Origin of the sequence: Pseudoduganella sp. SL102 (genome assembly GCF_027856995.1) — a bacterium.
In the GTDB taxonomy this organism is placed as follows: Bacteria; Pseudomonadota; Gammaproteobacteria; order Burkholderiales; family Burkholderiaceae_D; genus Rugamonas; species Rugamonas albidiflava.
The window spans coordinates 4,627,240-4,650,835 of record NZ_CP115554.1 but is presented as its reverse complement, the minus strand read 5'-3'; the positions used below and the strand labels follow the sequence as shown (position 1 = coordinate 4,650,835).

Sequence of the window (23,596 nt, the reverse complement as noted above, 5' to 3'; positions counted from 1 at the left end):
GCAGGGCGGAACGGCGCGAATTCTCGGGATACAAGCGCCCGGCATGGGAGCCTGCCGGGCGTGCAGCAGAGGGCAGTGCATTGGCGTGTGGTACGTCGGAGGGCTCTTGCGGCCCTTGTTCTCCACGGTTCATGGGGGGTCTCCTCCAAAAAGACTACGAAATCAGGCAACCCGGCAAGGGTTGCCGGCGCAACGCCGCGTCAGGCCGGGGCCAGGCGCGGGCGGCGCACGCTGGTGCCCCGGCCGGCCAGCGCCAGCTGGTACTGCTTCGGCGTGATGCCGACCACGGTGCGGAACTGCTTGGTGAAGTAGCTCTGGCCGCCGAAGCCCGTCTCCGCCGCCACGCGGGCGATGTTGTTCACTTGCGGCAGCAGGCGGCAGGCTTCCTGTACCTTCAGGTGCAGGATGTACTGTTTCGGCGTCAGCGAAAAATGCTGCTTGAACTTGCGTTCGAAGGTCGACAGCGACATGCAGGACAGGCGCGCCAGGTGCTCGATGCTGATGGTTTCCATCATGTGGGCCTGCAGGTATTCGATGCAGGCGCGGAATTCGTGGAAGGGCGCGATGACATCCTGCGAGCGCTTGACGTCGCGCGAGAATCCCTCGATGCCGACGATCTCGCCATCGCGGTCGCGGATCGGCGCCTTTGTCGTGAACAGCCAGGTCAGTTCGCCGCTTTCGCTGCCCAGCACCTCGAGCTTGTTCTTCACGGTGACGCCACGCTCGATCACGGACAGGTCGTCGGCGCGGATGCGGTCGGCGATGTCGCGGCGGAAGAAGTCATGGTCTGTCTTGCCGAGGATGTCGTTGACGTCGCCCAGGTCGTGCTGTTCCTGCAGCAGCCGGTTGCCCCACACGAACTGGCCGGCACGGTTCTTGGCGAAGTAGTACGTATCGGACAGTGTGTCGAACAATGCGCTGGGCTTGGAGATGCCATGCGCGGTAAAAAAATTGGCACATTCCGCCTGTGCGGCGGCGCGCGGCGCGTCCCGGCCGGCGTGGCCGGGGTGCGATGTCCGCTGCGTGTCGGCGTGCGGTCCGTCTTGCAGGCGCTCCTCGCGAGTACCCTGGGATACAACGACTCCCCTGCCAAGGACGATGGTGCTCATGGCTGTCTCCGCATGGCTGTCTCCGTTTTGTTATGCGATAAATAGTAGCATTCGGGTAATTCCGGAAGTGTCAGGAAATCGGAAAAATTTATAACGAATTCGGCACTACGGATTTGACGCCGTAGTCGGCGATTGCCGATTCCGTGATAGCCGGTCGGCGCGGAATCGCGGTAAGATTGCGCTACCATTCTTGCGCTACCATTGTTGTTCCTATTCTAATTCCACAGCGAGACACCATGACCCCGACCCTCCGTTCCGCCCGTATTGGCCTGTTCACCGCCGCCATCGCCCTTTGCGCCCCCGCGCTTGCCTTCGACGGCGGGTGGAAGCCGCTGTTCAACGGGAAGGACCTGACCGGCTGGACGACCTGGGTCAGCATGCAGCCCACCTCGGACAACATGAAGACGCCGACCACGATCCGCGGCGCCAACAGCGATCCGAAGAAGGTGTTCTCGGTGGTCGACGGCATGTTGCGCGTTTCCGGCGAAGAGTGGGGCGGGGTGCACACCACCGGCGAATACGCCAACTTCCACCTGAAGTTCGACGTCAAGTGGGGCCAGAAGAAATGGTTCCCGCGGCTGGACGCGCCGCGCGACAGCGGCCTGCTGTACTACGGTGTCGGCCCGGAAGGCGCGCAGAGCGGCCACTGGATGCGCAGCCATGAATTCCAGATCCAGGAAGGCGACTGCGGCGATTACCACAGCCTCGATGGCGTGACGGTCGACGCCCGCGTGGGCGACGCCAACCAGGGCGACTGGAAGTTCTTCCGCTACGAACCGTCGCTGCCGCTGCGCACCGGCCTGGCCGCGCGCATCCTCAAGAAAGGCAACTACGAGAAGCCGTCCGGCGAGTGGAACACGATGGAAGTGATCGCCGACGGGAAGACGCTGATCCACATCGTCAACGGCCATGAAGTCTTCCGCGGCGAGAATTCGCTGCAGAAGGTGGATGGCAAGACGGTGCCGCTGGCGCGCGGCAAGTTCTCGATCCAGTCCGAAGGCGCCGAGACGTTCTACCGCAACATCGTCGTGAAGCAGCTGGACGGGCCGGCGGCGGTGGCGAAGTTCTGACGCGCCACCGGCAGTCCACCGGCGGTACTTTCCCATAAGCAGGATCAGTTCGGTATCAAGGGACGGCACCTTATTGTGCCCCTCCGGGATGGCGCCCGATAATGGCTCGTCGCCTATCCACGGAGCCCATCATGTCCCTGTCCAGTGAAACGGTCCGCATCGCCATTGTCGGTGGCGGCGTGGCCGGATTGTCCACCGCGTATTACCTGCAAAAGCATTGCCCCGGGCCGCTCTCGATCGACATCTTCGAGAAGAAGGCAGCGCTCGGCGGGAATGCCGAGACCGTGCTTGTCGACCTGGGCGACCGGGTCGATGCCGATGGTCCGAACCGGGCCTACCTGCGCTGGGCGGACCTGGGTGTCAACGATGTCAACCTCGCCACGTACCATCTGCTGAAGCAGGTGATGGACGACATCGGCTATCTGCAGAACATGAAGCCGCTGCAGGATACGACCAGCTACTTCAGCGGCGACGGGAGCCTGGCATTGACGGACGATTCGGCACTCACGACAGGCGTCACCGATCCCCGTTTCAGCGTGGCCGGTGCCGACGACGGCCTGCTCGCGCTGCTCATCGCCGTGGTACACCGTGCCGCCATCGATCTCCTGCCAGACATTACGCCCGACTACACGGTGGGCGAATTCTTCCAGCGTTGCATTGAAACGCCGCAGCAGATGCTGGCCGCGGCGGCGCTGCAGTTGAAGGTGCATGTCGACTGGAGCGACCCGGCGCTGCCGCCGTGCCTGCAGCGCGTGCGCGACGACATATACTATCCACGCATCTCGGCGATGTATTTCGCCGACGAGCGCGGCCCGCAGGTGATGCCGTTGCTCGCGCCGTTCGAGTACTACCAGCTGCAGGAAGGCGGCGTGGCGCCCGACCGGCGCTACTTCGACATGGGCGCCCAGACCTGGCTCGAGGCACTTGCCTCATGGCTGACCGCCGGACATCGTCGTGACGCGGCCGTGCGGCTACATACGGATGCGGCGGTGCACGTGACCGTAAATCCCGGCCAGGTCACGCTGGCGCGCGAGGGCCTGCCCGACGCGACGTTCGACCTGTGCGTCATGGCCACGCACGCCGACGACGCTGCCCGCATCGTCGCGTTCGGCGACGGCGTCGCCGCGGCTGGCGCGCAGCTGCGGCAGGTGCTCGAAAGCATCGACTACACATTCGGCTATGCCGTCTGCCATACCTATGACGGCGTGATGCCGCCCAGCCGGAATATCTGGCGCACCTACAATGTACTCAAACGCAGCCGGGCGGACAGCGTCTTTCCATACCGGATGAGCTATGTGTGCCCGCTGCACCAGAACGATCCGGTCAATCCGCCCTACAACCAGGCGGGCCTGCCGCAGTTTTTCGTGTCGCTGGTCGATGACCTGAACCGCATCCCGATCGATACCATGCTGGACCGCGTGCAGGGCACCGGGCGCGTCCACCCGCGGCTGTTCGCTGCCTTGCCGCGCGCGACCCAGCGCAGCCTGCAACATGAGGCGGTGCGCGGTGGCTACCATCCAGCCGAGTACGGGCGGGCGCACCCGATGGGCTCACGGCTGGCTGGCAAGGCCTGGACCATGTTCAAGCATAACGTGCTGGACGCCGCCTGCTACCGGGCACAGCACGCAATCGCCGCGTACAACCAGGCGACCGCCGTGGCGTTCAGCAGCGCGGGCAAGGTCAAGTGCCCGCTGCTGTTTGCTGGAGGATGGACCAACGGCGCCGGGCTGCAAGAGCAATGCCTGCAGCAGTCCCGGCAGCTGGTGATGTGGCTCGGCATGGCTAGCGAAGCAACGGAGCCTGCCGCGGATACAGGTTCAGCCGTGGCATGACCCAGCCCAGGCCGGCGGCGCGGCCAGCAGCCAGTGTCGCCTCCAGCGCCGCCGTGGCCGAAGGGTTGGGCCGCAGCCGGCAGGCGGCCCAATGCCGGGCCAGTTCGAGGTGATATGCGGCCCAGGGACACGGCTCGGCGCTGACGAAATCGGCGAACGCGCTGGCCAGCGCGCGGGCGGCGTCCAGTTCGTCGTGCAGCAGTCGTGCTTCGATCGCGTTCACGTAATAGCGATAGACGTTGTGCGCCACGCAGCCTTGCTCGATCAGCGTCGCACCGCGCTGCAAGGCCTCGTCGCGCAGCGTACGATCCGGCTCCAACGTCGCCAGGGTGCTGACGACCCACGGGCCGATGAAGCGCTCGAGCCGCAGCTGTTCGACCTGGCGCCAAGCCGACAGGATCGCTTCGTGCGCGGCAGCCGGCTGGCCCTCCAGCAGCAGCACGCGGGCCAGGCTCTCGTTCAGGAACGGTTCGAAGCGCGCCGCGCCGATCTTGCGGGCCAGTTCCAGCCCGGTTTCCACCTGCACCCTCGCGGCCGGCACCTGGCCGTCGGCCAGCAGCACCCAGCCGGCCGTCAGGCGCGACACGATTTCGGCGCGCCGGTTGCCGACCCGGGCGCCGAGCTCCGCGGATTGCAATGCATCCTCCAGCGCATCGCGGGACTGGTTCAGGTAGATGCGCGCGGTGCCCCGCATGAAGCGGTTCGACGCCTCGATCTCGGTCAGCGCATGCTGCTCGCACAGTCCCAGGCAGCGATCGAACACATCGTACGCGGTGCGCATGCGGCCCTCGCCGTAGTACGAATCGCCAATGCCGCTCAGTGCCCGCGCCTCGACGCTGACCGCATTGCCGCGCCGTGCGTGATACTGCGCCTGCTCGTGCAAGCCGCGGCTCCGGGCGAAACGACCCTGCGGGAAATAGATATTCCCCTTCAGGTAGTACAACTCGGCCAGGCCGGCGTCGTCGCCGCACGCCACCGCCAGCGGAATGGTTTCATCGAGCAGCGCCTCTTCCCCGGTCATGTCCTCCAGTACGTTCAGCGTCTGCGCCAGGCCGATCACGGCGGCGATGCGGCGACGGTCGTCCGGGGCCAGCATGCGCGCATCGGCAAAGCATGCCTTGGCACGCCGCGTTTCACCCATCTTTGCATGGCAGCGGCCCGACAGCAGGCAAAGCTCGAAATCGTCCCGGCCCGCATAGTCCACTTCCTGGCACTGCCTGATCAGTTCCAGTGCCCGGAAATACTGGTAGGCGGCCATCTGCTCGCGGATCGCGGCCAGGAAAGCAGCGGGCGCGGCCGGATGCCGGGCCCGGTGGTAGTGCTGGGCGCTCAGCACGGCGTCGCGACCGGCGTACAGGGCGCCAATCGCCGCATGCAGTCCGGTGCGCTGGCGTTCCGGCAGCGACTCGTAGATCCTCTGCATGACCAGGTCATGCACGAACAGGTACTCGTCGCGCGCCAGGCGCCGCACGAGATGGTGGCGCAGCGGCAGGTCCATGTCGCATGCCGGATCACCTGTCAGCTGGCGCAGCAGGTCGAGCGAAAAGCGCTGGCCGAGCGCCGACGCGGCGCGCAACGCCGTGCGGCATGGCGCCGGCAACTGGTCGAGCTTTGTCTGCACGAGATTCTTCAGGCTGCTCGGCACGCCGCCTGAGCGGCCCGCCTGCAGCAGCTGGGTCAGGAACAGCGGATTGCCTTGCGCGCTGGCGATGCACTGTGCGTGAAAGTCGGCGTCCTGGCTGCCGAATTGCATCGCCAGCGTCTGCGCTTCGGTATTGCGCAAGGCGGGCAGGTCGCACACCGTCAGCGGTGATCCATTCAGGTACGGGCGCAGCGTGCTTTCCAGCGGATCCTGCTCGAAGCGCGACGACAGCAGCCAGATGACCGGCGCTTCCTGCACGTCCTGCAGCAGTTCTCCCAGCGTTTCCAGCAGCTCGGCATTGCCCCAGTGTATATCCTCGACGGCGAGTAGCACGGGCCGCTCGATCGCCCGGCGCATGATCAGCTGCCGCAGCGCGGCGACCTGGAACTGGCGGCGCGTCGCATGCGTCATCGCCGCATAGACCGTCGCCAGATCGGGCGGCGGGGCCAGGCCGAGCAGGGCGTGATAATGCACCGTCAACGCTTCGTCGAGCTGCAGCCGGCGCATCTGCTCGCCGAGCTGGAACCCGGCATTGGCCGTGCTGCGGGGCAGGGCGAACAGGTTCCGCGCCACCATGCGCAGCGGCGCCGCATCGCCCTCCTGGCCGAAGTCGAGGACCGAAGCGACGTGGCAGTCGAACTGCCCCTGCTCGGCAATCTCGATGAACTCGCTCATCAGCCGGGACTTGCCGATGCCTGCCACGCCGCGCAGGTAGCAGATATGCCCCGTCTGGTACGTTTGCGTGCTATCCAGCGCCGCCTTGAACTGGCCGATCTCCACGTAGCGTCCGATCAGCGGATACTGCGCGACGCGTTCGGAATGGCAGGAATGCAGCAGCCGCACGTGGCCCGGCATCGCCAGCGACGGCGCGAAAACGAAACGTTCGCGCAACTGCAGGCTCAGGCTGCGCTCGACGAATACCGTGCCAGGACTAAAGACCGCACGATCGCCCGGCGTGTCCGGCAGCGCCGACGACCGGCGTGATGCCGGGGGCGGCCAGTCGCCACTGCCGATCAGCAGCGCGGCATGGCGCCCACGCAGCAGTTGCGCCAGCTCGACGGCGCACTGCACGCATCGCAACGCATCGCTGCGATAGGCTTTTGGCAGTCCGAAGACCGCCAGGCCAGGGTCCGCGAGGCTGCCACCGAATTGCAGCACCAGCTGGCGAATCGCGGCCAGCGTTTCTTCCGGCAGCGGGGCCGATGGCAGTTCCAGGATCACGACGCTGCGCACCTCCTGGTCAGCGCCGGCATCCGGCGCGCTCGCCTGTTGCTGCTCCTGCGGACCCGCGACCAGCGCCTCGATATCGCTGCCGAATACCCGGGCGAGGTGGCTGGCCGTGCGGTAGAGCACGGACTTGCTGGTTTCGGCACGCTTGATCGATGCGATCGAGACGCACAGGCGCTGTTCGAAGCACAGTCTTGCCAGGGCTTCCTGGCTCAGCCCGCGCTGCTGGCGCAGCGCCTTGAGGCGGCGCGCGTCGAGGGTCACGCGGCCGTCCTGCACCGCGCGAAAGTCGTGCTGTTGTGCGGTGTCCATGCTGCTCCTTTGGCAAGCAAGTTTCCGCCCGCCGGGTCACCGGTCTTCCGGGCGGTGGAAGCGCGGTCAGTAGCGCAGTCACTAGCGCAAAGCAAGCCAGGCGCCGCCCGCTGGGGAAGTGGCCGGCGCCGGCGAAACAGACTGATTGTCGCTCACCATTTGCGAAGGCTCAAGCGCCGTGTGGCGGCGTTGCGGCGAATATGGCGAATCGTTGACGCACGTGCTTGCGCGGTTGACACCGAAGTGATGCCGGACTGATCCCGGTTCGACGCTGGCGCACGCCTATTCTGGACCTGTCGACGCGGCACGCCGCCACGAAGACTTCCCCAAAACCCCGGAACCAGGAGAATCACCATGGATGTCCTAGAACGCGCAGTAGTCACGCATGTATACGACTTCGTCAGCAGCAAGATCACCGAAGGCCAGGTCCAGCAGATCATCGCCGAGGCCGGTTTCGATCCGCTCGCCTACCGGTACGAGCCGCGCGTCGACGACGACGGTTTTGTCGCACGCGGTGCCGTGCCGATGAACGTGAACCGGCTGGAGAACGCCGCGAAAAAGCTGTCGATCAAGGTCGACATCACTTCGCCGGCCGCGGCAGCGCGTATCGGCAACCAGTATGGTGTTTCCATCACGATGAGCATCGATACCGTACAGGCACTGTCAGACAACAATTACCAGCTGTACGGTTTCAAGGCGGTAAAATCGTCGATGGGCAGCGGCGTACCGGTCGTCTGGTTCTCCACCAGTACCTTCTCGACGCAGACGGAGGTGGAGTGGACCGAGTCATACAGCGCTTACACGAGCGGCTCCGACCAGATCAGCAGCGGCTCGATCACGGCCACCTTCACCTCGCCCATCAGTCTCGACCAGACACTCGTCGTGACCGACAAGACCGGTATCGGCAACGTGCAGGCCGGCGGCACGGCCGGTGCGATCTCGATCAGCAATACCGTCAGCACGCCGTTCACGACCGGGATTTCCCAGCTGGTGGAAGGGGAAAACAATCCACTGTGCGCCTTCCCGCTGTTCGGCAACGGGCTCGACGTGATCGTGCCGATCCAGAAGGTGCTGTTGATGTTCAGCACCCAGCCGCTGAACAACGGCGCCGTTGTCGAGCAGGCATACTCGGCAAGCATGCTGGTCGACCTGACAGGAGCGCCCGGCAATTCCCGTGCGGTGTCCTTCGACATCAACAATGGCTGGTCGTATGAGGGCGTCGACTGGGGTACGCAGTTCGCTGCGAACGCGAACCTGGTGCCGATCCTGATCGTGAAGCCGTAAGCAGCACGGCGCTGCCGCGCTCCGATGCGCCCCCGGCGCGCCGGAGCGCATGTCCGCGCGGTCAGCTGCCCCGCGCCTTCTCCCAGTACCCCGGTGCGTTGTACACCAGCTTCAGGTGATCGATGAAATGCCGGATCTTCGCCGGCAGGTAGCGCTGCTGGGGATACACTGCCTGGATCGGATAGCTCGGCACCGCGTATTCGTCCAGCACCGTCACCAGTTCCCCCCGTTTCAGCTCGGCCTGGATTTCCCACGTCGAGCGCCAGCCGATCCCCAATCCCTGCTTGACCCAGTCGAACAGCAGTTCGCCGTCGTTGCACGACAGGTCGCCATCCACGCGCACGGCGAACGGCTTGCCGCCGTCCTGGAAGATCCAGCCGCGCTGCTGGCCGCCCTGCAGGTTGAACGCCAGGCAGTTGTGCCGCACCAGGTCGTCCGGCGTGCGGGGAATGCCGTGGCGCTCGAAGTAGGCGGTGGTGCCGCACACCACGCGGCGATTCGGGAACAGCGGCACGGCCACGTAGTTCGGATCGGTGACTTCACCGATGCGGATGCCCATGTCGTAGCCTTCGCGTACCAGGTCCACCACGCTGTCGGTCAGGTTGAACGACATCTTCAGTTCCGGGTGGTGCGAGCGGAAGGCCGGCGCATGGGGCGCCACGTGCGAGCGGCCGAACGCCGCCGGCGCCGAGACGACCAGGTGGCCACGCACCGTGGCGCGGCCCGCGCTGATGCTGTTTTCGGCGATGTCGAAATCGCGCAACAGCTGGCGGCAGGGTTCGATGAACTGCTCGCCCAGCGCGGTGAGGGTAAGGCCCCGCGTTGAGCGGTGCATCAGGCGTACGCCCAGGCGGCGTTCCAGGGCGTCCAGGCGGCGCCCCATCACCACGGGCGTGACGCCCTCGGCAACAGCGGCAGCCGCGAAGCTGCCTTTCTCGGTAACGAGCAAGAAACTGCGGATTTCTGTGTAACGGTCCAATTCCATACTCCAAGTATCGACTGATCGAATACTAGCAGCAATTCAACTGTTTCCGCCATCTCCGTATGCTGGGGTCATTGTTTGGAAACCAGGAGACGAGCATGGCCCGTATGAGAGCAATCGACGCAGCGGCAGCAGTACTGCGCAAGGAAGGAATTTCGACCGTATTCGGCGTGCCGGGTGCGGCGATCAACCCGCTGTATTCGGCGATGAAGAAGGATGGCGGCTTCCGCCACGTGCTGGCACGCCACGTTGAAGGCGCCTCGCACATGGCCGAGGGCTTCACCCGCGCCAAGGCCGGCAACATCGGCGTGTGCATCGGCACGTCGGGCCCGGCGGGCACCGACATGATCACCGGCCTGTATTCGGCAATCGCGGATTCGATACCTATCCTCTGCATTACCGGCCAGGCTCCCCGTGCCCGGCTGTACAAGGAAGACTTCCAGGCCGTCGATATCGAATCGATCGCCAAGCCGGTCACGAAGTGGGCGGTGACGGTGCGCGAACCGGCACTGGTGCCGCGCGTGTTCCAGCAGGCCTTCCACATCATGCGTTCGGGCCGCCCCGGCCCGGTGCTGATCGACCTGCCGTTCGACGTGCAGATGGCCGAGATCGAGTTCGACATCGACACCTATGAAAGCCTGTCGCTGTACAAGCCGGCGGCCACCCGTGCCCAGGCCGAGAAGGCGCTGGAAATGCTGAATGCGGCCGAACGCCCCGTGATCGTGTGCGGCGGCGGCGTGATCAACGCCGACGCGGCGGCCAAGCTGCGCGAGTTCGCCGAGATCCTGAACGTGCCGGTCATCCCGACCCTGATGGGCTGGGGCGCGCTGCCGGACGACCACCCGCTGATGGCGGGCATGGCCGGCCTGCAGACGTCGCACCGCTACGGCAACGCCACGATCCTGGCTTCCGACTTCGTGATCGGCATCGGCAACCGCTGGGCCAACCGCCACACCGGCTCGGTCGAGGTGTATACGGAAGGCCGCAAGTTCGTCCACATCGATATCGAACCGACCCAGATCGGCCGCGTGTTCGGCCCCGACTACGGCATCGTGTCCGACGCCGGCGCGGCGCTGGACCAGCTGATCAACGTAGCCTGCGGCCTGGATGCGCTGGGCGCCCTGAAGGACCGTTCGGCCTGGGTGGCCGAGTGCCAGGAGCGCAAGCGCACCATGCTGCGCAAGACCCACTTCGACAACGAGCCGATCAAGCCGCAGCGCGTCTATGAAGAAATGAACGAGGCCTTCGGCCAGGACACCTGCTACGTCAGCACGATCGGCCTGTCGCAGATCGCCGCCGCCCAGTTCCTGCACGTCTACAAGCCGCGCAACTGGATCAACTGCGGCCAGGCCGGCCCGCTGGGCTGGACCATTTCCGCCGCGCTGGGCGTGTGCGCCGCCGATCCGGAACGCCAGGTCGTGGCCATCTCGGGTGACTACGACTTCCAGTTCATGATCGAGGAACTGGCCGTCGGCGCCCAGTTCAACCTGCCGTACCTGCATGTTGTCGTCAACAACGCCTACCTCGGCCTGATCCGCCAGGCGCAGCGCAACTTCGACATCGATTACTGCGTGCAGCTGGCCTTTGAAAACATCAACGCGCCGGAACTGGGCGTGTACGGCGTGGACCACGTGGCCGTCGTCGAAGGCCTGGGCTGCAAGGCGATCCGCGTTCGTGAAATCGCCGACATCCAGCCAGCCTTCGCGAAGGCCCGCGAATTGATGAAGGAATTCCGCGTGCCGGTCGTGGTCGAGATCATGCTGGAACGCGTGACGAACATCGCGATGGGCACCGAGATCAACGCCATCAACGAGTTCGAGGCGCTGGCCACCGAAGAAGGCGATGCACCGACCGCCGTCGCCAAGCGCAACCTGAAATAAGAGGAGATTGAGATGCCACGATTCGCAGCCAACCTGACCATGCTCTTCAACGAGCTGGCGTTCCTGGAACGCTTCAAGGCCGCGGCCGACGCCGGCTTCAAGGGTGTCGAGTACCTGTTCCCGTATCCGTTCGCCAAGGAAGAACTGGCGGCGCAGCTGGAACAGCACGGCCTGACCCAGGTGTTGCACAACCTGCCGGCCGGGAACTGGGAGCAGGGCGAGCGTGGCATCGCCTGCCACCCGGACCGCGTGGAAGAGTTCCGCCAGGGCGTGGACCGGGCCATCGAATACGCCACCGCGCTACGCTGCCGCACGGTGAACTGCCTGGTCGGCATCGCGCCGGCCGGCGTGACCGAAGACGTGCTGCGCCAGACGGTCGTCGACAACCTGGCCTACGCCGCGGCGAAGCTGAAGGAAGCGGGTATCCGCCTGTTGATCGAACCGATCAACACCTACGACATCCCGGGCTTCTACCTGAGCCGCACGGAACAGGCGCTGCGCATCCTCGACGAGGTGGGCTCGGACAACCTGTTCGTGCAGTACGACGTGTACCACGCGCAGCGCACCGAAGGTGAGCTGGGCGCCACGCTGACACGCCACCTTGGCCGCATCGGCCATATCCAGGTGGCCGACAACCCGGGGCGCAACGAACCGGGCACCGGCGAAATCAACTACGGCTGGCTGTTCCGCCACATCGACAAGCTTGGCTACGACGGCTGGATCGGCTGCGAATACAAGCCGGCCGGCGACACCCGCGAAGGCCTGCGCTGGCTGCAGGAAGTGAAGTAAGCCGTCAAACCACGGCAGTACCCCGACAACTGAAGAGAACACAGAGGAGAACATCATGGCAAATATCGGATTCATCGGCCTGGGCATCATGGGCGCCCCGATGGCGAAACACCTGGCGGACGCCGGACACAAACTGTTCACGTACTCGCAGACGCCGACCCCGTCGAACCTGATCGAAGCCGGCGCCAGCGTGTGCGCCTGCGGTACCGACGTGGCCAAGGCCGCGGACATCATCATCGTGATGGTGCCGGACACCCCGCACGTGGAAGACGTGCTGTTCGGCGAGCACGGCCTGTCGAAGGGCCTGGCGGCCGGCAAGATCGTCGTCGACATGAGCTCCATTTCGCCGGTGGCCACCAAGGAATTCGCCAAGCGCATCAACGCGCTGGGCTGCGAATACCTGGATGCGCCGGTGTCGGGCGGCGAAGTGGGCGCCAAGGCCGCGTCGCTGACGATCATGGTCGGCGGCAGCGACAAGGCGTTCGAAACCGTCAAGCCGCTGTTCCAGCTGATGGGCAAGAACATCACGCTGGTGGGCGGCAACGGCGACGGCCAGATCACCAAGGTGGCCAACCAGATCATCGTGGCGCTGACCATCGAAGCCGTGGGCGAGGCGCTGCTGCTGGCGGCCAAGGCCGGCGCCGATCCGGCCCGCGTGCGCGAAGCCCTGATGGGCGGCTTTGCTTCCTCGCGCATCCTGGAAGTGCACGGCGAGCGCATGATCAAGCGCACCTTCGATCCGGGCTTCCGCATCGACCTGCACCGCAAGGACCTGAACCTGGCCCTGACCACCGCGCGCCAGCTGAACATGTCGCTGCCGAATACGGCGACCGCGCAGGAACTGTTCAACGCCTGCGCCGCGCGCGACGGCGGCGGCTGGGACCACTCGGCCATGGTGCGGGCGCTGGAAGTGATGGCCAACTTCGAGATCGGCCAGCAGGCAGGGAACACGAAATGAGTGCCGCGCCGCGTGAACTGCTTGGGGCAATGTTCAGCGCCGCCGTGAACGCGGCGCAGCCTTCGCTGACCATCGGCCGCTACCTGCCGCCGGCGCCGAAGGGCCGCACGATCGTCATCGGTGCCGGCAAGGCATCGGCGGCAATGGCCCAGGCGTTCGAGAAGCACTGGGCGGGGCCGCTGGAAGGCATCGTGGTCACCCGCTACGGCTATGCCGTGCCGTGCGAACGCATCGAGATCCTCGAAGCGGCGCACCCGGTACCCGACGCGGCCGGCCGCGCCGCGGCCGAGCGCATCCTCGGCGCCGTACAGGGACTCACCAGCGACGACCTGGTGATTTGCCTGATCTCCGGCGGCGGCTCCTCGCTGCTGCCGCTGCCCGGTGCCGGCGTGACGCTGGAAGACAAGCAGGCGATCAACCGCGCGCTGCTCGCCTCCGGCGCCACCATCACTGAAATGAACTGCGTGCGGCGCCACCTGTCCGCCATTAAAGGCGGCAGGCTGGCCGCGGCCTGCTACCCGGCGCGCGTGGTAAACCTGCTGATTTCCGACGTGCCGGGCGACCACCCGGCCGACATCGCCTCCGGCCCGACCGTGGGCGATGCCACCACCTGCGCCGACGCGCTGGCCATCGTCAAGCGCTACGGCATCGACCTGCCGGCCGGCGCGCGACGCCTGCTCGAGAGCGGCGACGGCGAAACCGTCAAGCCGGGCGACCGGCGGCTGGAAAACGTCACGACCCACATCATCGCTTCGCCGCAAATGGCACTGGAAGCGGCTGCCGCGGTGGCACTGGATGCGGGCGTGACGCCGGTGATCCTGGGCGACAGTATCGAAGGCGAAGCGCGCGAAGTGGCGCGCGTGATGGGCGGCATCGCACTGCAGGTGCACCGCCACGGCCAGCCGGTGAAGCCGCCATGCGTGCTGCTGTCCGGCGGCGAAACCACGGTGACCCTGCGCGGCAATGGGCGCGGCGGGCGCAACGTGGAATTCCTGCTGGCGCTGGCGATCGCGCTCGATGGCGCGGCCGACGTGCATGGCGTGGCCGCCGATACCGATGGCGTCGATGGCGCCGAGGAAGTGGCGGGCGCCTTCATCGGCCCGGACACGCTGGCGCGCGCCTGGGCGCATGGCATCCGGCCCCGCGACAGCCTGGACAACAACGACGGACACGGCTTCTTCGGCGCGCTGGGCGACGCGCTGATCACCGGCCCGACACTTACCAACGTCAACGACTTCCGGGCGATTCTGCTGCTGTGATTCTGCCGCTTTGAATCCGCTGCCTTGATCCCCGTTGCCTTGACTATTTAACACCCTGGAGAACGCATGCTGCGCAAGCGCCGCTCACGGATCCTGGCCACCCTCGGGCCGGCCAGTTCCACGTACCAATCGATTTATGCGCTGGCCAAGGCCGGCGCCGATGTCTTCCGGCTCAATTTCAGCCACGGCAGCCATGCCGACCATGCCGAGCGTTACCGCACCATCCGCGAGGTGGAAAAGGAAATCCGTCGGCCGATCGGCATCCTGATGGATTTGCAGGGTCCCAAGCTGCGCATCGGGCGCCTGGCCGGCGGCAAGGTGCAGCTGCGCGATGGCGCACCGTTCCGGCTCGACCTGGATCCGGCCGAGGGCGATGCGTCACGTGCCTGCCTGCCGCACCCGGAAATCTTCGCCGCGCTGGAGCCGGGCACCGACCTGCTGCTCGACGACGGCAAACTGCGCCTGCGGGTCGATGCCTGCAGCGCCGATTATGCCGAAACCACGGTGCTGACCGGTGGCGTGCTGTCCGACCGCAAGGGCGTCAACGTGCCGGGCGTGGTGCTGCCGATCTCTCCGCTGACGGAAAAGGACCGCGCCGACCTGGCCTTCGGGCTGGAACTGGGCGTGGACTGGGTGGCGCTGTCGTTCGTGCAGCGCCCGGAAGACATCACCGAGGCGCGCGCGCTGGTCGGCGACAAGGCGTGGATCATGGCCAAGCTGGAAAAGCCCGCCGCGATCGATGCACTGGATGGCATCGTTGCGCTGGCCGACGGCATCATGGTGGCGCGTGGCGACCTGGGCGTGGAATTGCCGGCGCACCAGGTGCCGGTGCTGCAGCGGCGCATCGTGCATGCGGCCCGTGCGGCCGGCAAGCCGGTCGTCGTCGCCACGCAGATGCTGGAGTCGATGATCGCCGCGCCGGTACCGACACGCGCCGAAGTCTCCGACGTGGCGACCGCGATCTACCAGGGCGCCGACGCGGTGATGCTGTCCGCCGAATCGGCTTCCGGCCAGTTCCCGGTCGAATCCGTGACGGTGATGGACAACGTGATCACCGAAGTGGAGCAGGACCCGCTGTGGCGCGAGGGACTCGATGCCAGCCATTCGCCGGCCACGGCGACGACGGCCGACGCGATCTGCTGTGCGCTGCGCCGCGTCGACCGGCTGCTGAAGCCCGCCGCCACGGTCACCTACACGCTGTCTGGCGCGAGCTGCCTGCGCGCCAGCCGTGAACGGCCGAATACGCCGATCCTGGCGCTGACGCCGCAACCGGCGATTGCTCGCCGTCTGGCAATCGCCTGGGGCGTGCACCCGATGCCGTTCGACGAGGCGACGACGCTGGGCGGCATGATCGCCGACGCGCCGGCCGCCGCCGTGCAATGCGGCCTTGCCACGCTGGGCGACGACGTGGTCGTAATCGCCGGCTATCCTTCCGGCTCGGCCGGGAAGACCAACCTGCTGCACGTGGTGCGCGTGGAGTAATCTGTTTTTGCTGTGGAATGGGGGAGGGGACAGGCGTGGGGCCTGTCCCTTTTTCTTATGTGGGCCCGCCGGTGCGGGGATGCGGTAATATCCCGGCTCTCTTGCAATCGACCATGTTGAACCTGATCCCCGCACCCTCCGCGCCCATCCTGCGCGCACTCCATCCTGACGACCTGCCAATGCTGCTGGACATCCAGCGGGCCTGCTACGGCGACGCATTCATCGAAAGCGGCGACGTGTACCTGCGGCGCCTGGCCAGTGCGGCGAATTGCTCGCTGGTGTACGAGCGCGATGGGCAGGTGTACGCCTATCTGGCCGCGTATCGCTCGTCGTACGGGAAGATTACGCCGCTGCACGGCGATTTCCAGGTCCCGGACGACATGGCGAACACGCTGTACCTGCACGACATGGCGGTCCACCCGGCCTGCGCGGGGCAGGGCCTGGCGCAGGCGCTGCTCGAATCGCTCTGGACGCAAGGCCGGCTATCGGGATTACGCCATACCGCGCTGGTGTCGGTGCAGGACTCGCTGGATTTCTGGGCACGGCGTGGCTATGTCGTTCAGCCGTTGCGGGATGCAGGGCAACGTGCCCGGCTCGCCACCTATGGCGAAGGCGCGGTGTACATGGCGCGGCCGCTGGACACGGCAACGCTTACTTGATGTTTTGCGCCAGCTTTTCCCACACGGCTGCGCCGATATCGGGGCGGCCGTCCGGGGCGCGCAGCACCAGGAAGAACACGTCCTTCTTCACGCCGGTGGACATGTACATGAAGTAGGCCGGCTGGCCAGTGCTCCGGCTGATCATCGAGATCATCACGGCCGGATGCTTGCCATCCTTGAACTGCCGGACCTGCACGTTGGTGGCGGACTCTTTCAGCTTGTTCAGCGAACCCGGGTCGTCGATGCCGTAGAACACCTTGTAGCGCGCATCGTACGTGACGCTGGTCGCCATCGAGCCGTACATGTAGCCATGGGCGGTGGGCAGCTTGTCGGCGGTGGCGGTGGCCGCGTCTTCCGGGCGCATCCAGTAGGAATAGCCGATCCGCTTGACCTTCGACTGCGCGTACTGGACGGGCACCGGCACGTTCAGCGCGATCGGCTGCGGCAGGCGGCCCTGCATGAAGACGTTGACGGGCACGTCGCGCGTCTGCACGGGCGCTGCCGGCGCCGCGGGCGCGGCCCAGGTCACCGTCGCGAAGGCCATGGCGGCCGCAAAGCAGATTGTTTTCATAGGCATTCTGTAATGGTGGAGATGATGGCCGCCGCAGCGCGCGGGCCGGTGAGGAGATGCGTGGTTCTAGGTGTCAGCCGCCGGCACGTTTCGGATCGTGGCCATGCTTGCGCAGCGCTTCCATGACGAGATCGCAGTGATCGCCCTGTATCTCGATCACGCCGTCCTTCACCGTGCCGCCGGAGCCGCAAGCGGTGCGCAACTGCTTGCCCAACGCGGCCAGGTCCGCCGCGTCGAGCGCCATGCCCTTGACGACCGTGACCGTCTTGCCGCCCCGGCCCTTGCTCACGCGCGAAACGCGCACCACGCCATCGCCTTTCGGCGCGGCCGCGGCCTTGCACTGGCATGCCGCCACCGGCTGGCGGCAGCCGGGACACATGCGCCCCGTTTCGGTGGAATACACCAGGCCACCTGTTGAATTGTTCTTCATGGATTGCCCGTCGATCCGGCGGACCGACGCCTGTCTGTGGAAATCTGCTGCTGGTTGCAAAGTCCCTGAATGATACACGGGCTTGAAGGAGGGGATCAAAGAGGGGGATTGGAGCAGGGGACTTGGACCACGGGATTGAAAACATGGCTCCGGCCGGCGGTCCCGAACGGTGCGGCTGGAAGCGCCACGGCTGGTGCTATGCTTGCGAATCACTCATCCGTTTCCACATCACATACATGGCGTTCCTGTCGCTGCTTTGTTCCCTGCTATTGTTCGTGACCGGCTGGGCGGTCCTGCCGTTCTTCGTGCTCGGCCCGCTGGCCATCTATCTCGGCGTCAGGTCGTACAAGCAGTCGAGGGTCCGCAACCCACGTGCGGGCCGCGGCCGGCGCCTGCTCGCGCTCATGCCGCTGTTCATCGCGATCGCGGCCATCCCGCTGACCGTCGCCTTCGTGAACGCCACCTATCAGGCGTGAGGCGCCAGGCGACGCGGGCGCAGGCCGCTCACGACCTGCGAACATCGCTCAGTTGTGGATGTACTTCGTGAACACGTCGCTGAAATCGCGCTTGGTGTGGGTATCGAGCACGGCGGTGTTCAGCGCGTCAAGCAGGGCATTGAACTGGGTGGTCAGCGTGCCGCCTTCGGGAGCGATATTGAGCTTGTGGACCGAGGTGGTGGCTTCCAGCGCCTGCAGCGCATGCTTGCGGCAGACGGCATCGCGGCGCTGCTGCTTGCCGATGGTGATCAGGGCCTTGTAGACATCCTTGAGCTGTTCGATGAAGGACTTCTTCACGTCGATCGAGAAGCGCGTCTCGTCCAGGGCGAATTTCAGCTCGATGTCCATGTCCAGCGTGCCGGCGGTCTCGATGCTGACGCCGGAAATCTGGTGCGACGCATATTCGTAGCGCTTGATCGTGCGTTTCGACGATACGGCCGAGTCGCCGTCCACGTGGATCAGCGCCAGGTTGGTGAAGCAGTATTCGTCCATCTTGCTCTTGATGAGGAAGAAGATCTGTTCGCCGTCCTCGCTGAACAGGTAGTCGTCCGCGTCGACCTTGTTGTAGTCGGCCGGGCCGACGATGACGCCGACATCGCTGATGCCCAGTGCGTCCGCTGCGAATTTCTTGAACATGACATCCCTCTTGTGGTGAAAACGGCCACATTAACATTATTCGGTGTCGAAGAATACGGGCCAGCGAGTTCCGCCAGATCCCGGCGCAGGGGACGCCTGTCCGTGCGCGAGGCAGGGTTTAAAAGGCACTTGTCATCGGAACCGGCTTTCTCGTATGATGGCTTTCGATGCAAATAATGCATCAGCGTCGCTCGGACGGTTCCGGGCGCTTACGTGAACATCATCCATGACTACATCCCGCACTCCGCGCAGCTTTTCGCGCATCGATCGCCTGCCTCCGTACGTCTTCAATATCACCGCCGAACTGAAAATGGCGGCGCGCCGCCGCGGCGAAGACATCATCGACATGTCGATGGGTAACCCGGACGGCGCCACGCCGGCCCATATCGTCCAGAAACTCACCGACACGGCCCAGCGCCCCGATACCCACGGCTACTCCAGTTCGAAAGGCATCCCGCGCCTGCGCCGGGCCATCTCGCACTGGTACAAGAAGCGCTACGACGTGGACATCGATCCCGATTCGGAAGCCATCGTCACCATCGGCTCGAAGGAGGGCCTGGCCCACCTGATGCTGGCGACGCTGGACCGTGGCGATACCGTGCTGGTGCCCAATCCCAGCTACCCCATTCATATCTGGGGCGCGGTGATTGCCGGCGCCGATATCCGCTCGGTGCGCATGACCCCCGGCGTCGATTTTTTCCTGGAACTGGAGCGGGCGATCCGGGAAAGCTATCCGAAACCGAAAATGATGGTGCTCGGCTTTCCATCGAACCCCACGGCGCAATGCGTGGAACTCGATTTCTTCGAGCGCGTGGTGGCATTGGCCAGGCAGCACGACATCCTCGTCGTGCACGACCTGGCGTACGCGGATATCGTCTACGATGGCTGGAAGGCGCCGTCGATCATGCAGGTGCCGGGCGCGCGCGACGTCGCCGTCGAATTCTTCACGCTCTCGAAAAGCTACAACATGGCCGGCTGGCGCATCGGCTTCATGGTCGGCAACAAGGAACTCGTGGCAGCCCTGGCACGCATCAAGAGCTACCATGACTATGGCAGTTTCACCCCGGTGCAGGTCGCAGCCATCGCGGCGCTGGAAGGCGACCAGCAGTGCGTGAGCGAGATCTGCGCGCAGTACCAGCGCCGGCGCGACGTGCTGGTGAAGGGCTTGAACGAAGCCGGCTGGCCGGTGGAAAAACCCAAGGCGTCGATGTATATCTGGGCGCGCATTCCGGAAGCGTATCGCCACCTGGGATCGCTGGAATTTGCCACGCGCCTGCTGGCGCAGGCCAAGGTCTGCGTCTCCCCGGGTATCGGCTTCGGCGAATACGGCGATGAATATGTCCGCTTCGCGCTGATCGAGAACGAAGCCCGCATCCGCCAGGGATTGCGGGGCATCAGGGCAATGCTGCGCGAGCCGGCGCCCGCTGCCGCCTAGCCGGTCAGAGGGCGCCATGTTTCGAACGGCGCCCCTTCATCGTGCGGAATGGCGGTGCGTAGCCAGCCTGCGCAAGCGGCGAATCCGGTAATGGACTTCTGGAGGATGGCATGCGATTTCACCTGATCTTCACGATCCTCTTTGCCACCCACCTTCCAGCGCTCTGCGGTTCGAAATCGCTCCCGCGCGACATCAAGGCCTTCGTCGCGAATGCGCAAGCTTGCGAGCATCTCGGCGGCGAGTACGATGGGCAATTGCCGGAAGATCAAAAGCGGGAAATCGAGCGTGACGTTCGAAAATACTGCGGGGCTGCGAGTCGGCAGTTGCCGAAGCTCCGCGCCAAGTACAAGCGCAACGCCGCGTTGCTCGAAGCGATCAACAGCCACGCCAACGAAGCCGTACTGAGTTATCGCTAGTCGATGACACGGAACGGTGCTCCTGGCCAGCGCTTCTCGAACAAAAAAGCCCGACCTCTCGCGAGGCCGGGCTTTCTTCATTCCACGAATCTGAAAATCAATCCAGCAGATCGAACAGCGAGCGCGCCACGACCTTGGTCGCGCGGCGCAGGTCTTCCAGCACGATGTGCTCGTCGCCGCGCTTGGCGTTCGATTCCGACACGGTGCGCGGGCCGGCGCCGTACAGCACGGCGGGCACGCCGGCTTCGCCGAACAGGCGGGCGTCCGTGTACAGCGGGGTACCGGCGGCGCCGATCTTTTCGTCGAACACGGCGGTGGCGTGGCGCGACAGCGCATCGACCAGCGGGGCGTTGCCCGGCAGCGGTTGCAGCGCGTTGGCCAGCAGCATGCGGCGGATCTCGATCGTCACGCCCTGGCAATCGGACACGGCTTCCTTCATCACGCGGTGCAGCCTGGCTTCCACCTCGGCCGGATTTTCTTCCGGGATCATGCGGCGGTCGACCTTCATGACCACCTTGCCCGGCACCACGTTGGTGTTCGTGCCGCCCTCGATCAGGCCGATGTTCACGTACGGGTGATTGATGCCCTTGACGTTGCTGCGGATTTCCTTGTACTGGCGGTTCTGGTCATACAGCGCGGTGAGGATCTTCGTGGCCGCCTGCAACGCGTCCACGCCGGTTTCCGGCACGGCCGCGTGGCCCGACTTGCCGTGTACCGTCACTTCCATCTGCAGGCAGCCGTTGTGGGCCGTCACCACCTGGTAGCTGAAGCCGGCGGCGATCAGCACGTCCGGCTTGGCCAGCTTGTTCTCCAGCAGGAAGCCCGGGCCCAGTTCGCCGCCGAATTCCTCGTCGTACGTGAAGTACAGTTCCACGCCGCCTTTCAGCGGGGCGCCCAGCGCTTCCAGCGCGCGGGTGGCGAAGGTGAAGGTGGCGAAGTCGCACTTGGACACGGCGGCGGCGCGGCCATACAGCTTGCCGTCGACGACGTTGCCGCCGTACGGGTCCTGCGTCCAGCCTTCGCCCGGCGGCACCACGTCGCCGTGGGCGTTCAGGCCCACCGTGCGGCCTTCACCGTACTTGCGGCGTACCACCAGGTTGGTGATGGTTTCCAGGCCGGCCGCGCGGGTGCGCTCTTCCGGCACGGCGTGCTGCTCGGCGTCGAAGCCGAATTCCTTCAGCAGTTCGGCGGTGCGTTCGGCGTGCGGCGCGTTGTTGCCGGGTGGCGTGTCGGTCGGCACCTGCACCAGTGCCTGCAGGAAGCGCACCTGTTCGTCGAAGTGCGCGTCGATCCAGGCGTCGAGGGTGGCGTAAGGGGCAGAGGTGGTCATGTTGGTGGTCATGTCAGGTCCGAAGCGAGTTGATTGAGAAGGTTCTGGAATGCGCGCACGCACAGTTCCGTATCGTCGTTGGTGATGGATTCCAGCGGGTTGTGGCTGATGCCGGCGTTCAGGCCGCGCAGGAACAGCATGGCCTGCGGCATCACGCGGTGCAGCATCATCGCGTCAAGTCCAGCGCCGCTCGGCAGGCGGAACACGGGCAGGCCCAGCGCCTCGACGGCGCTTTCCCAGCGCGCGCGCCATTCCGGCGCGCACGGCGCGGCATCGGCCTGCATGGTTTCTTCCAGCATGTACTGCAGGCCACGGCGTTCGCAGATCGCGGCCAGTTCCTTGCGGATGTCGGCGGCGGCGGCGTCGCGCACCTCGTTGGTCGTGGCGCGCACGTCCAGGCTGAAGCGGCAGCGGCCCGGCACGACGTTGATGGAACCGTTCGGCACTTCCAGCATGCCGACGGTGGCCACCAGGTCCTGCACGGCACCGCCGCGTTTTTCCGCGTACAGCACCAGTTCGGCGGCGGCCGCGGCGGCGTCGCGGCGCATCGTCATCGGCGTGGTGCCGGCATGGCTGGCCATGCCGGTGACCTGGCCCACGTAGCGCACGCTGCCGTTGATGGAGGTGACGATCCCCAGCGGCAGGTCCAGGTCGTTCAGTACCGGGCCCTGCTCGATATGCGTCTCGACGAAGCCGAGGTAGCGCGACGGATCGCGCTGCAGCGCATCGATGGCGGAAATGTCGAGGTCCGCGGCGGCCATCGCCGCGCGCATCGGCACGCCGTCGGCATCGAGCTGGTCGAGCCAGGCCTTGTTGAAGTGCCCGGTGAGCGCGCCCGAACCGAGGAAGGTGGCCTTGTAGCGCTGGCCTTCCTCTTCGGCGAAGCCGACCACCTCGATGCCGTAGGGCAGGCGGCGGCCGGCGCGGTGCAGTTCGCGCACGCAGGCCATCGGCACCAGGATGCCCAGGCGGCCGTCGTACTTGCCGCCATTGCGCACGGTGTCGTAATGGGAGCCCGTCAGCAGGCGCTTCGCCTGCGGGTCGCTGCCGAAGTAGACGCCGACGACGTTGCCGACGGCATCGATGGTGACTTCATCGAAGCCGCATTCCTCGCGCATGCGGCTGGCCAGCTCGCGGGCGGCGGCGCGGTGGGCATCGGTCAGGTAGGTGACGCACAGTTCGCCGCGCTCGGCGTAGCCGGTTTCCGTGTGCCGCGCCAGTTCCTCGTGCCAGTCCCACACCAGGTTGCCGAGCACCGGCTCGGTGGCGAACTTGTCGTTCAGGCGGATCTCGGCGATGCGGTGGATGTTGCGCAGCGCTTCGTCGAACTCGAACTCCACCGGATTGTTCAGGCGGCGGGCGAACGTGGCAATGATCTCGTGCCGGTTCAGGCCCAGGCCGCGCGGGCCGCGCACGGCCAGGATGAACGGAAAGCCGAACTTCGCGTTGTAGTCGGCGTTCAGTTGCTGGATGCGCTGGAATTCCTCCGGCGTGCAATCGGTGAGGCCGGCCTTGCTTTGTTCGTTGGTGGATTCGGCGGTCAGCGATTTCGTGACCATCGCCTTGCCGGCCAGCTCCGGGTGGGCCTTGATCAGGCCGAGGCGGGCTTCGTGCGGGGAGCTGCGCAGCGTTTCGATCAGCGCGCGCTTCAGGTGCGCCAGGCTGGCGAACGGGCGGGCGTGCCACGTCTGCTCGGCGATCCACGGCGAATGTTCATAGACGCCATCGAGAAAGGCCGTGAAGTCGGCCTGCGTGGCGCTGTTCAGTTGTTCCAGGGTCAGCATTGGATGAGGCAT

At 65.6% G+C, this 23,596-nt stretch carries 20 protein-coding genes; 12 read left to right on the top strand and 8 right to left on the bottom strand.

Annotation, left to right across the window (positions count from 1 at the left end):
- Positions 1–200 precede the first annotated feature (200 nt).
- Positions 201–1,109: an AraC family transcriptional regulator gene (locus tag OU994_RS19665; protein ID WP_281607295.1), complete on the bottom strand. Its 909-nt coding sequence runs from the start codon at positions 1,107–1,109 to the stop codon at positions 201–203.
- Between the two features lie 236 nt (positions 1,110–1,345).
- On the opposite strand from OU994_RS19665, the gene OU994_RS19660 reads away from it, so the two are divergent.
- Complete coding sequence (locus OU994_RS19660; RefSeq protein ID WP_281607294.1) at positions 1,346–2,179, top strand: DUF1080 domain-containing protein; 834 nt, start codon at positions 1,346–1,348, stop codon at positions 2,177–2,179.
- Positions 2,180–2,310: 131 nt separating this feature from the next.
- Positions 2,311–4,011 carry an NAD(P)-binding protein gene (locus tag OU994_RS19655; protein WP_281607293.1) on the top strand — a complete coding sequence of 567 codons (1,701 nt, stop codon included), beginning with the start codon at positions 2,311–2,313 and terminating at the stop codon, positions 4,009–4,011.
- On the opposite strand, the gene OU994_RS19650 is transcribed toward OU994_RS19655, so the two are convergent.
- Entirely contained in the window at positions 3,962–7,192 is a 3,231-nt protein-coding gene (locus tag OU994_RS19650; RefSeq protein ID WP_281607292.1) for an AAA family ATPase, read from the bottom strand. The two genes, OU994_RS19655 and OU994_RS19650, sit on opposite strands and share 50 nt — an antisense overlap.
- 354 nt (positions 7,193–7,546) lie before the next feature.
- Here OU994_RS19650 and OU994_RS19645 point away from each other — a divergent pair, with 354 nt between their 5' ends.
- Positions 7,547–8,476, top strand: a complete 930-nt coding sequence (locus tag OU994_RS19645; protein ID WP_281607291.1) for a hypothetical protein — start codon at positions 7,547–7,549, stop codon at positions 8,474–8,476.
- A 61-nt stretch (positions 8,477–8,537) separates the two neighbouring features.
- Here the strand turns inward: OU994_RS19645 and OU994_RS19640 are convergent, their stop codons facing one another.
- Positions 8,538–9,455: a LysR family transcriptional regulator gene (locus tag OU994_RS19640; RefSeq protein WP_131145475.1), complete on the bottom strand. Its 918-nt coding sequence runs from the start codon at positions 9,453–9,455 to the stop codon at positions 8,538–8,540.
- A 101-nt stretch (positions 9,456–9,556) separates the two neighbouring features.
- Here OU994_RS19640 and gcl point away from each other — a divergent pair, with 101 nt between their 5' ends.
- The 6 genes from gcl (at position 9,557) to OU994_RS19610 (ending at position 16,485) form a co-directional block, all read left to right on the top strand.
- On the top strand, positions 9,557–11,338 hold the full coding sequence (gene gcl / locus OU994_RS19635) for a glyoxylate carboligase (protein ID WP_281607290.1): 1,782 nt from the start codon (positions 9,557–9,559) through the stop codon (positions 11,336–11,338).
- Positions 11,339–11,350: 12 nt separating this feature from the next.
- Positions 11,351–12,127: a hydroxypyruvate isomerase gene (gene hyi / locus OU994_RS19630; RefSeq protein ID WP_281607289.1), complete on the top strand. Its 777-nt coding sequence runs from the start codon at positions 11,351–11,353 to the stop codon at positions 12,125–12,127.
- A gap of 55 nt (positions 12,128–12,182) precedes the next feature.
- A complete protein-coding gene (gene glxR / locus OU994_RS19625; protein ID WP_281607288.1) occupies positions 12,183–13,085 on the top strand; it encodes a 2-hydroxy-3-oxopropionate reductase in 903 nt (300 codons plus the stop codon).
- Positions 13,082–14,344: a glycerate kinase gene (locus OU994_RS19620; protein ID WP_281607287.1), complete on the top strand. Its 1,263-nt coding sequence runs from the start codon at positions 13,082–13,084 to the stop codon at positions 14,342–14,344. The genes glxR and OU994_RS19620 overlap by 4 nt, the downstream gene beginning before the upstream one ends.
- 66 nt (positions 14,345–14,410) lie before the next feature.
- A complete protein-coding gene (pyk, locus tag OU994_RS19615) occupies positions 14,411–15,826 on the top strand; it encodes a pyruvate kinase (RefSeq protein ID WP_281607286.1) in 1,416 nt (471 codons plus the stop codon).
- A 113-nt stretch (positions 15,827–15,939) separates the two neighbouring features.
- The gene (locus tag OU994_RS19610) at positions 15,940–16,485 is read left to right on the top strand and encodes a GNAT family N-acetyltransferase (RefSeq protein ID WP_281607285.1); all 546 of its coding nucleotides are present in this window, start codon (positions 15,940–15,942) and stop codon (positions 16,483–16,485) included.
- On the opposite strand, the gene OU994_RS19605 is transcribed toward OU994_RS19610, so the two are convergent.
- Both OU994_RS19605 and OU994_RS19600 read right to left on the bottom strand, forming a co-directional pair.
- Complete coding sequence (locus OU994_RS19605; RefSeq protein WP_281607284.1) at positions 16,478–17,056, bottom strand: hypothetical protein; 579 nt, start codon at positions 17,054–17,056, stop codon at positions 16,478–16,480. The two genes, OU994_RS19610 and OU994_RS19605, sit on opposite strands and share 8 nt — an antisense overlap.
- Positions 17,057–17,129: 73 nt before the next feature.
- Positions 17,130–17,486 carry a translation initiation factor Sui1 gene (locus OU994_RS19600; protein ID WP_281607283.1) on the bottom strand — a complete coding sequence of 119 codons (357 nt, stop codon included), beginning with the start codon at positions 17,484–17,486 and terminating at the stop codon, positions 17,130–17,132.
- Positions 17,487–17,608: 122 nt separating this feature from the next.
- Between OU994_RS19600 and OU994_RS19595 the strand changes: the two genes are divergently transcribed.
- Positions 17,609–17,962 carry a hypothetical protein gene (locus OU994_RS19595; RefSeq protein WP_281607282.1) on the top strand — a complete coding sequence of 118 codons (354 nt, stop codon included), beginning with the start codon at positions 17,609–17,611 and terminating at the stop codon, positions 17,960–17,962.
- Between the two features lie 48 nt (positions 17,963–18,010).
- Here OU994_RS19595 and OU994_RS19590 read toward each other — a convergent pair whose 3' ends face one another.
- Positions 18,011–18,619, bottom strand: a complete 609-nt coding sequence (locus OU994_RS19590) for a PH domain-containing protein (protein WP_281607281.1) — start codon at positions 18,617–18,619, stop codon at positions 18,011–18,013.
- Between the two features lie 226 nt (positions 18,620–18,845).
- On the opposite strand from OU994_RS19590, the gene alaC reads away from it, so the two are divergent.
- Together alaC and OU994_RS19580 are read left to right on the top strand one after the other, a co-directional pair.
- Complete coding sequence (alaC, locus tag OU994_RS19585) at positions 18,846–20,054, top strand: alanine transaminase (RefSeq protein ID WP_281607280.1); 1,209 nt, start codon at positions 18,846–18,848, stop codon at positions 20,052–20,054.
- Positions 20,055–20,164: 110 nt separating this feature from the next.
- A complete protein-coding gene (locus OU994_RS19580) occupies positions 20,165–20,470 on the top strand; it encodes a hypothetical protein (RefSeq protein ID WP_281607279.1) in 306 nt (101 codons plus the stop codon).
- Positions 20,471–20,567: 97 nt separating this feature from the next.
- Here OU994_RS19580 and OU994_RS19575 read toward each other — a convergent pair whose 3' ends face one another.
- Positions 20,568–21,812, bottom strand: a complete 1,245-nt coding sequence (locus OU994_RS19575) for an ArgE/DapE family deacylase (RefSeq protein WP_281607278.1) — start codon at positions 21,810–21,812, stop codon at positions 20,568–20,570.
- The gene (gene uraD, locus OU994_RS19570) at positions 21,809–23,596 is read right to left on the bottom strand and encodes a 2-oxo-4-hydroxy-4-carboxy-5-ureidoimidazoline decarboxylase (RefSeq protein ID WP_281607277.1); all 1,788 of its coding nucleotides are present in this window, start codon (positions 23,594–23,596) and stop codon (positions 21,809–21,811) included. The genes OU994_RS19575 and uraD overlap by 4 nt, the downstream gene beginning before the upstream one ends.

Excerpts from the sequence above, each read along its gene's own strand:
- OU994_RS19580 (WP_281607279.1), top strand. The coding sequence starts at position 20,165 with ATGCGATTTCACCTGATCTTCACGATCCTCTTTGCCACCCACCTTCCA.
- pyk (WP_281607286.1), top strand. The coding sequence starts at position 14,411 with ATGCTGCGCAAGCGCCGCTCACGGATCCTGGCCACCCTCGGGCCGGCC.
- uraD (WP_281607277.1), bottom strand. The coding sequence starts at position 23,596 with ATGCCTCATCCAATGCTGACCCTGGAACAACTGAACAGCGCCACGCAG.
- OU994_RS19665 (WP_281607295.1), bottom strand. The coding sequence starts at position 1,109 with ATGAGCACCATCGTCCTTGGCAGGGGAGTCGTTGTATCCCAGGGTACT.
- hyi (WP_281607289.1), top strand. The coding sequence starts at position 11,351 with ATGCCACGATTCGCAGCCAACCTGACCATGCTCTTCAACGAGCTGGCG.
- OU994_RS19620 (WP_281607287.1), top strand. The coding sequence starts at position 13,082 with ATGAGTGCCGCGCCGCGTGAACTGCTTGGGGCAATGTTCAGCGCCGCC.
- OU994_RS19610 (WP_281607285.1), top strand. The coding sequence starts at position 15,940 with ATGTTGAACCTGATCCCCGCACCCTCCGCGCCCATCCTGCGCGCACTC.
- glxR (WP_281607288.1), top strand. The coding sequence starts at position 12,183 with ATGGCAAATATCGGATTCATCGGCCTGGGCATCATGGGCGCCCCGATG.
- OU994_RS19600 (WP_281607283.1), bottom strand. The coding sequence starts at position 17,486 with ATGAAGAACAATTCAACAGGTGGCCTGGTGTATTCCACCGAAACGGGG.
- OU994_RS19660 (WP_281607294.1), top strand. The coding sequence starts at position 1,346 with ATGACCCCGACCCTCCGTTCCGCCCGTATTGGCCTGTTCACCGCCGCC.
- OU994_RS19650 (WP_281607292.1), bottom strand. The coding sequence starts at position 7,192 with ATGGACACCGCACAACAGCACGACTTTCGCGCGGTGCAGGACGGCCGC.
- alaC (WP_281607280.1), top strand. The coding sequence starts at position 18,846 with ATGACTACATCCCGCACTCCGCGCAGCTTTTCGCGCATCGATCGCCTG.
- OU994_RS19575 (WP_281607278.1), bottom strand. The coding sequence starts at position 21,812 with ATGACCACCAACATGACCACCTCTGCCCCTTACGCCACCCTCGACGCC.
- OU994_RS19645 (WP_281607291.1), top strand. The coding sequence starts at position 7,547 with ATGGATGTCCTAGAACGCGCAGTAGTCACGCATGTATACGACTTCGTC.
- OU994_RS19655 (WP_281607293.1), top strand. The coding sequence starts at position 2,311 with ATGTCCCTGTCCAGTGAAACGGTCCGCATCGCCATTGTCGGTGGCGGC.
- OU994_RS19605 (WP_281607284.1), bottom strand. The coding sequence starts at position 17,056 with ATGAAAACAATCTGCTTTGCGGCCGCCATGGCCTTCGCGACGGTGACC.
- gcl (WP_281607290.1), top strand. The coding sequence starts at position 9,557 with ATGGCCCGTATGAGAGCAATCGACGCAGCGGCAGCAGTACTGCGCAAG.
- OU994_RS19590 (WP_281607281.1), bottom strand. The coding sequence starts at position 18,619 with ATGTTCAAGAAATTCGCAGCGGACGCACTGGGCATCAGCGATGTCGGC.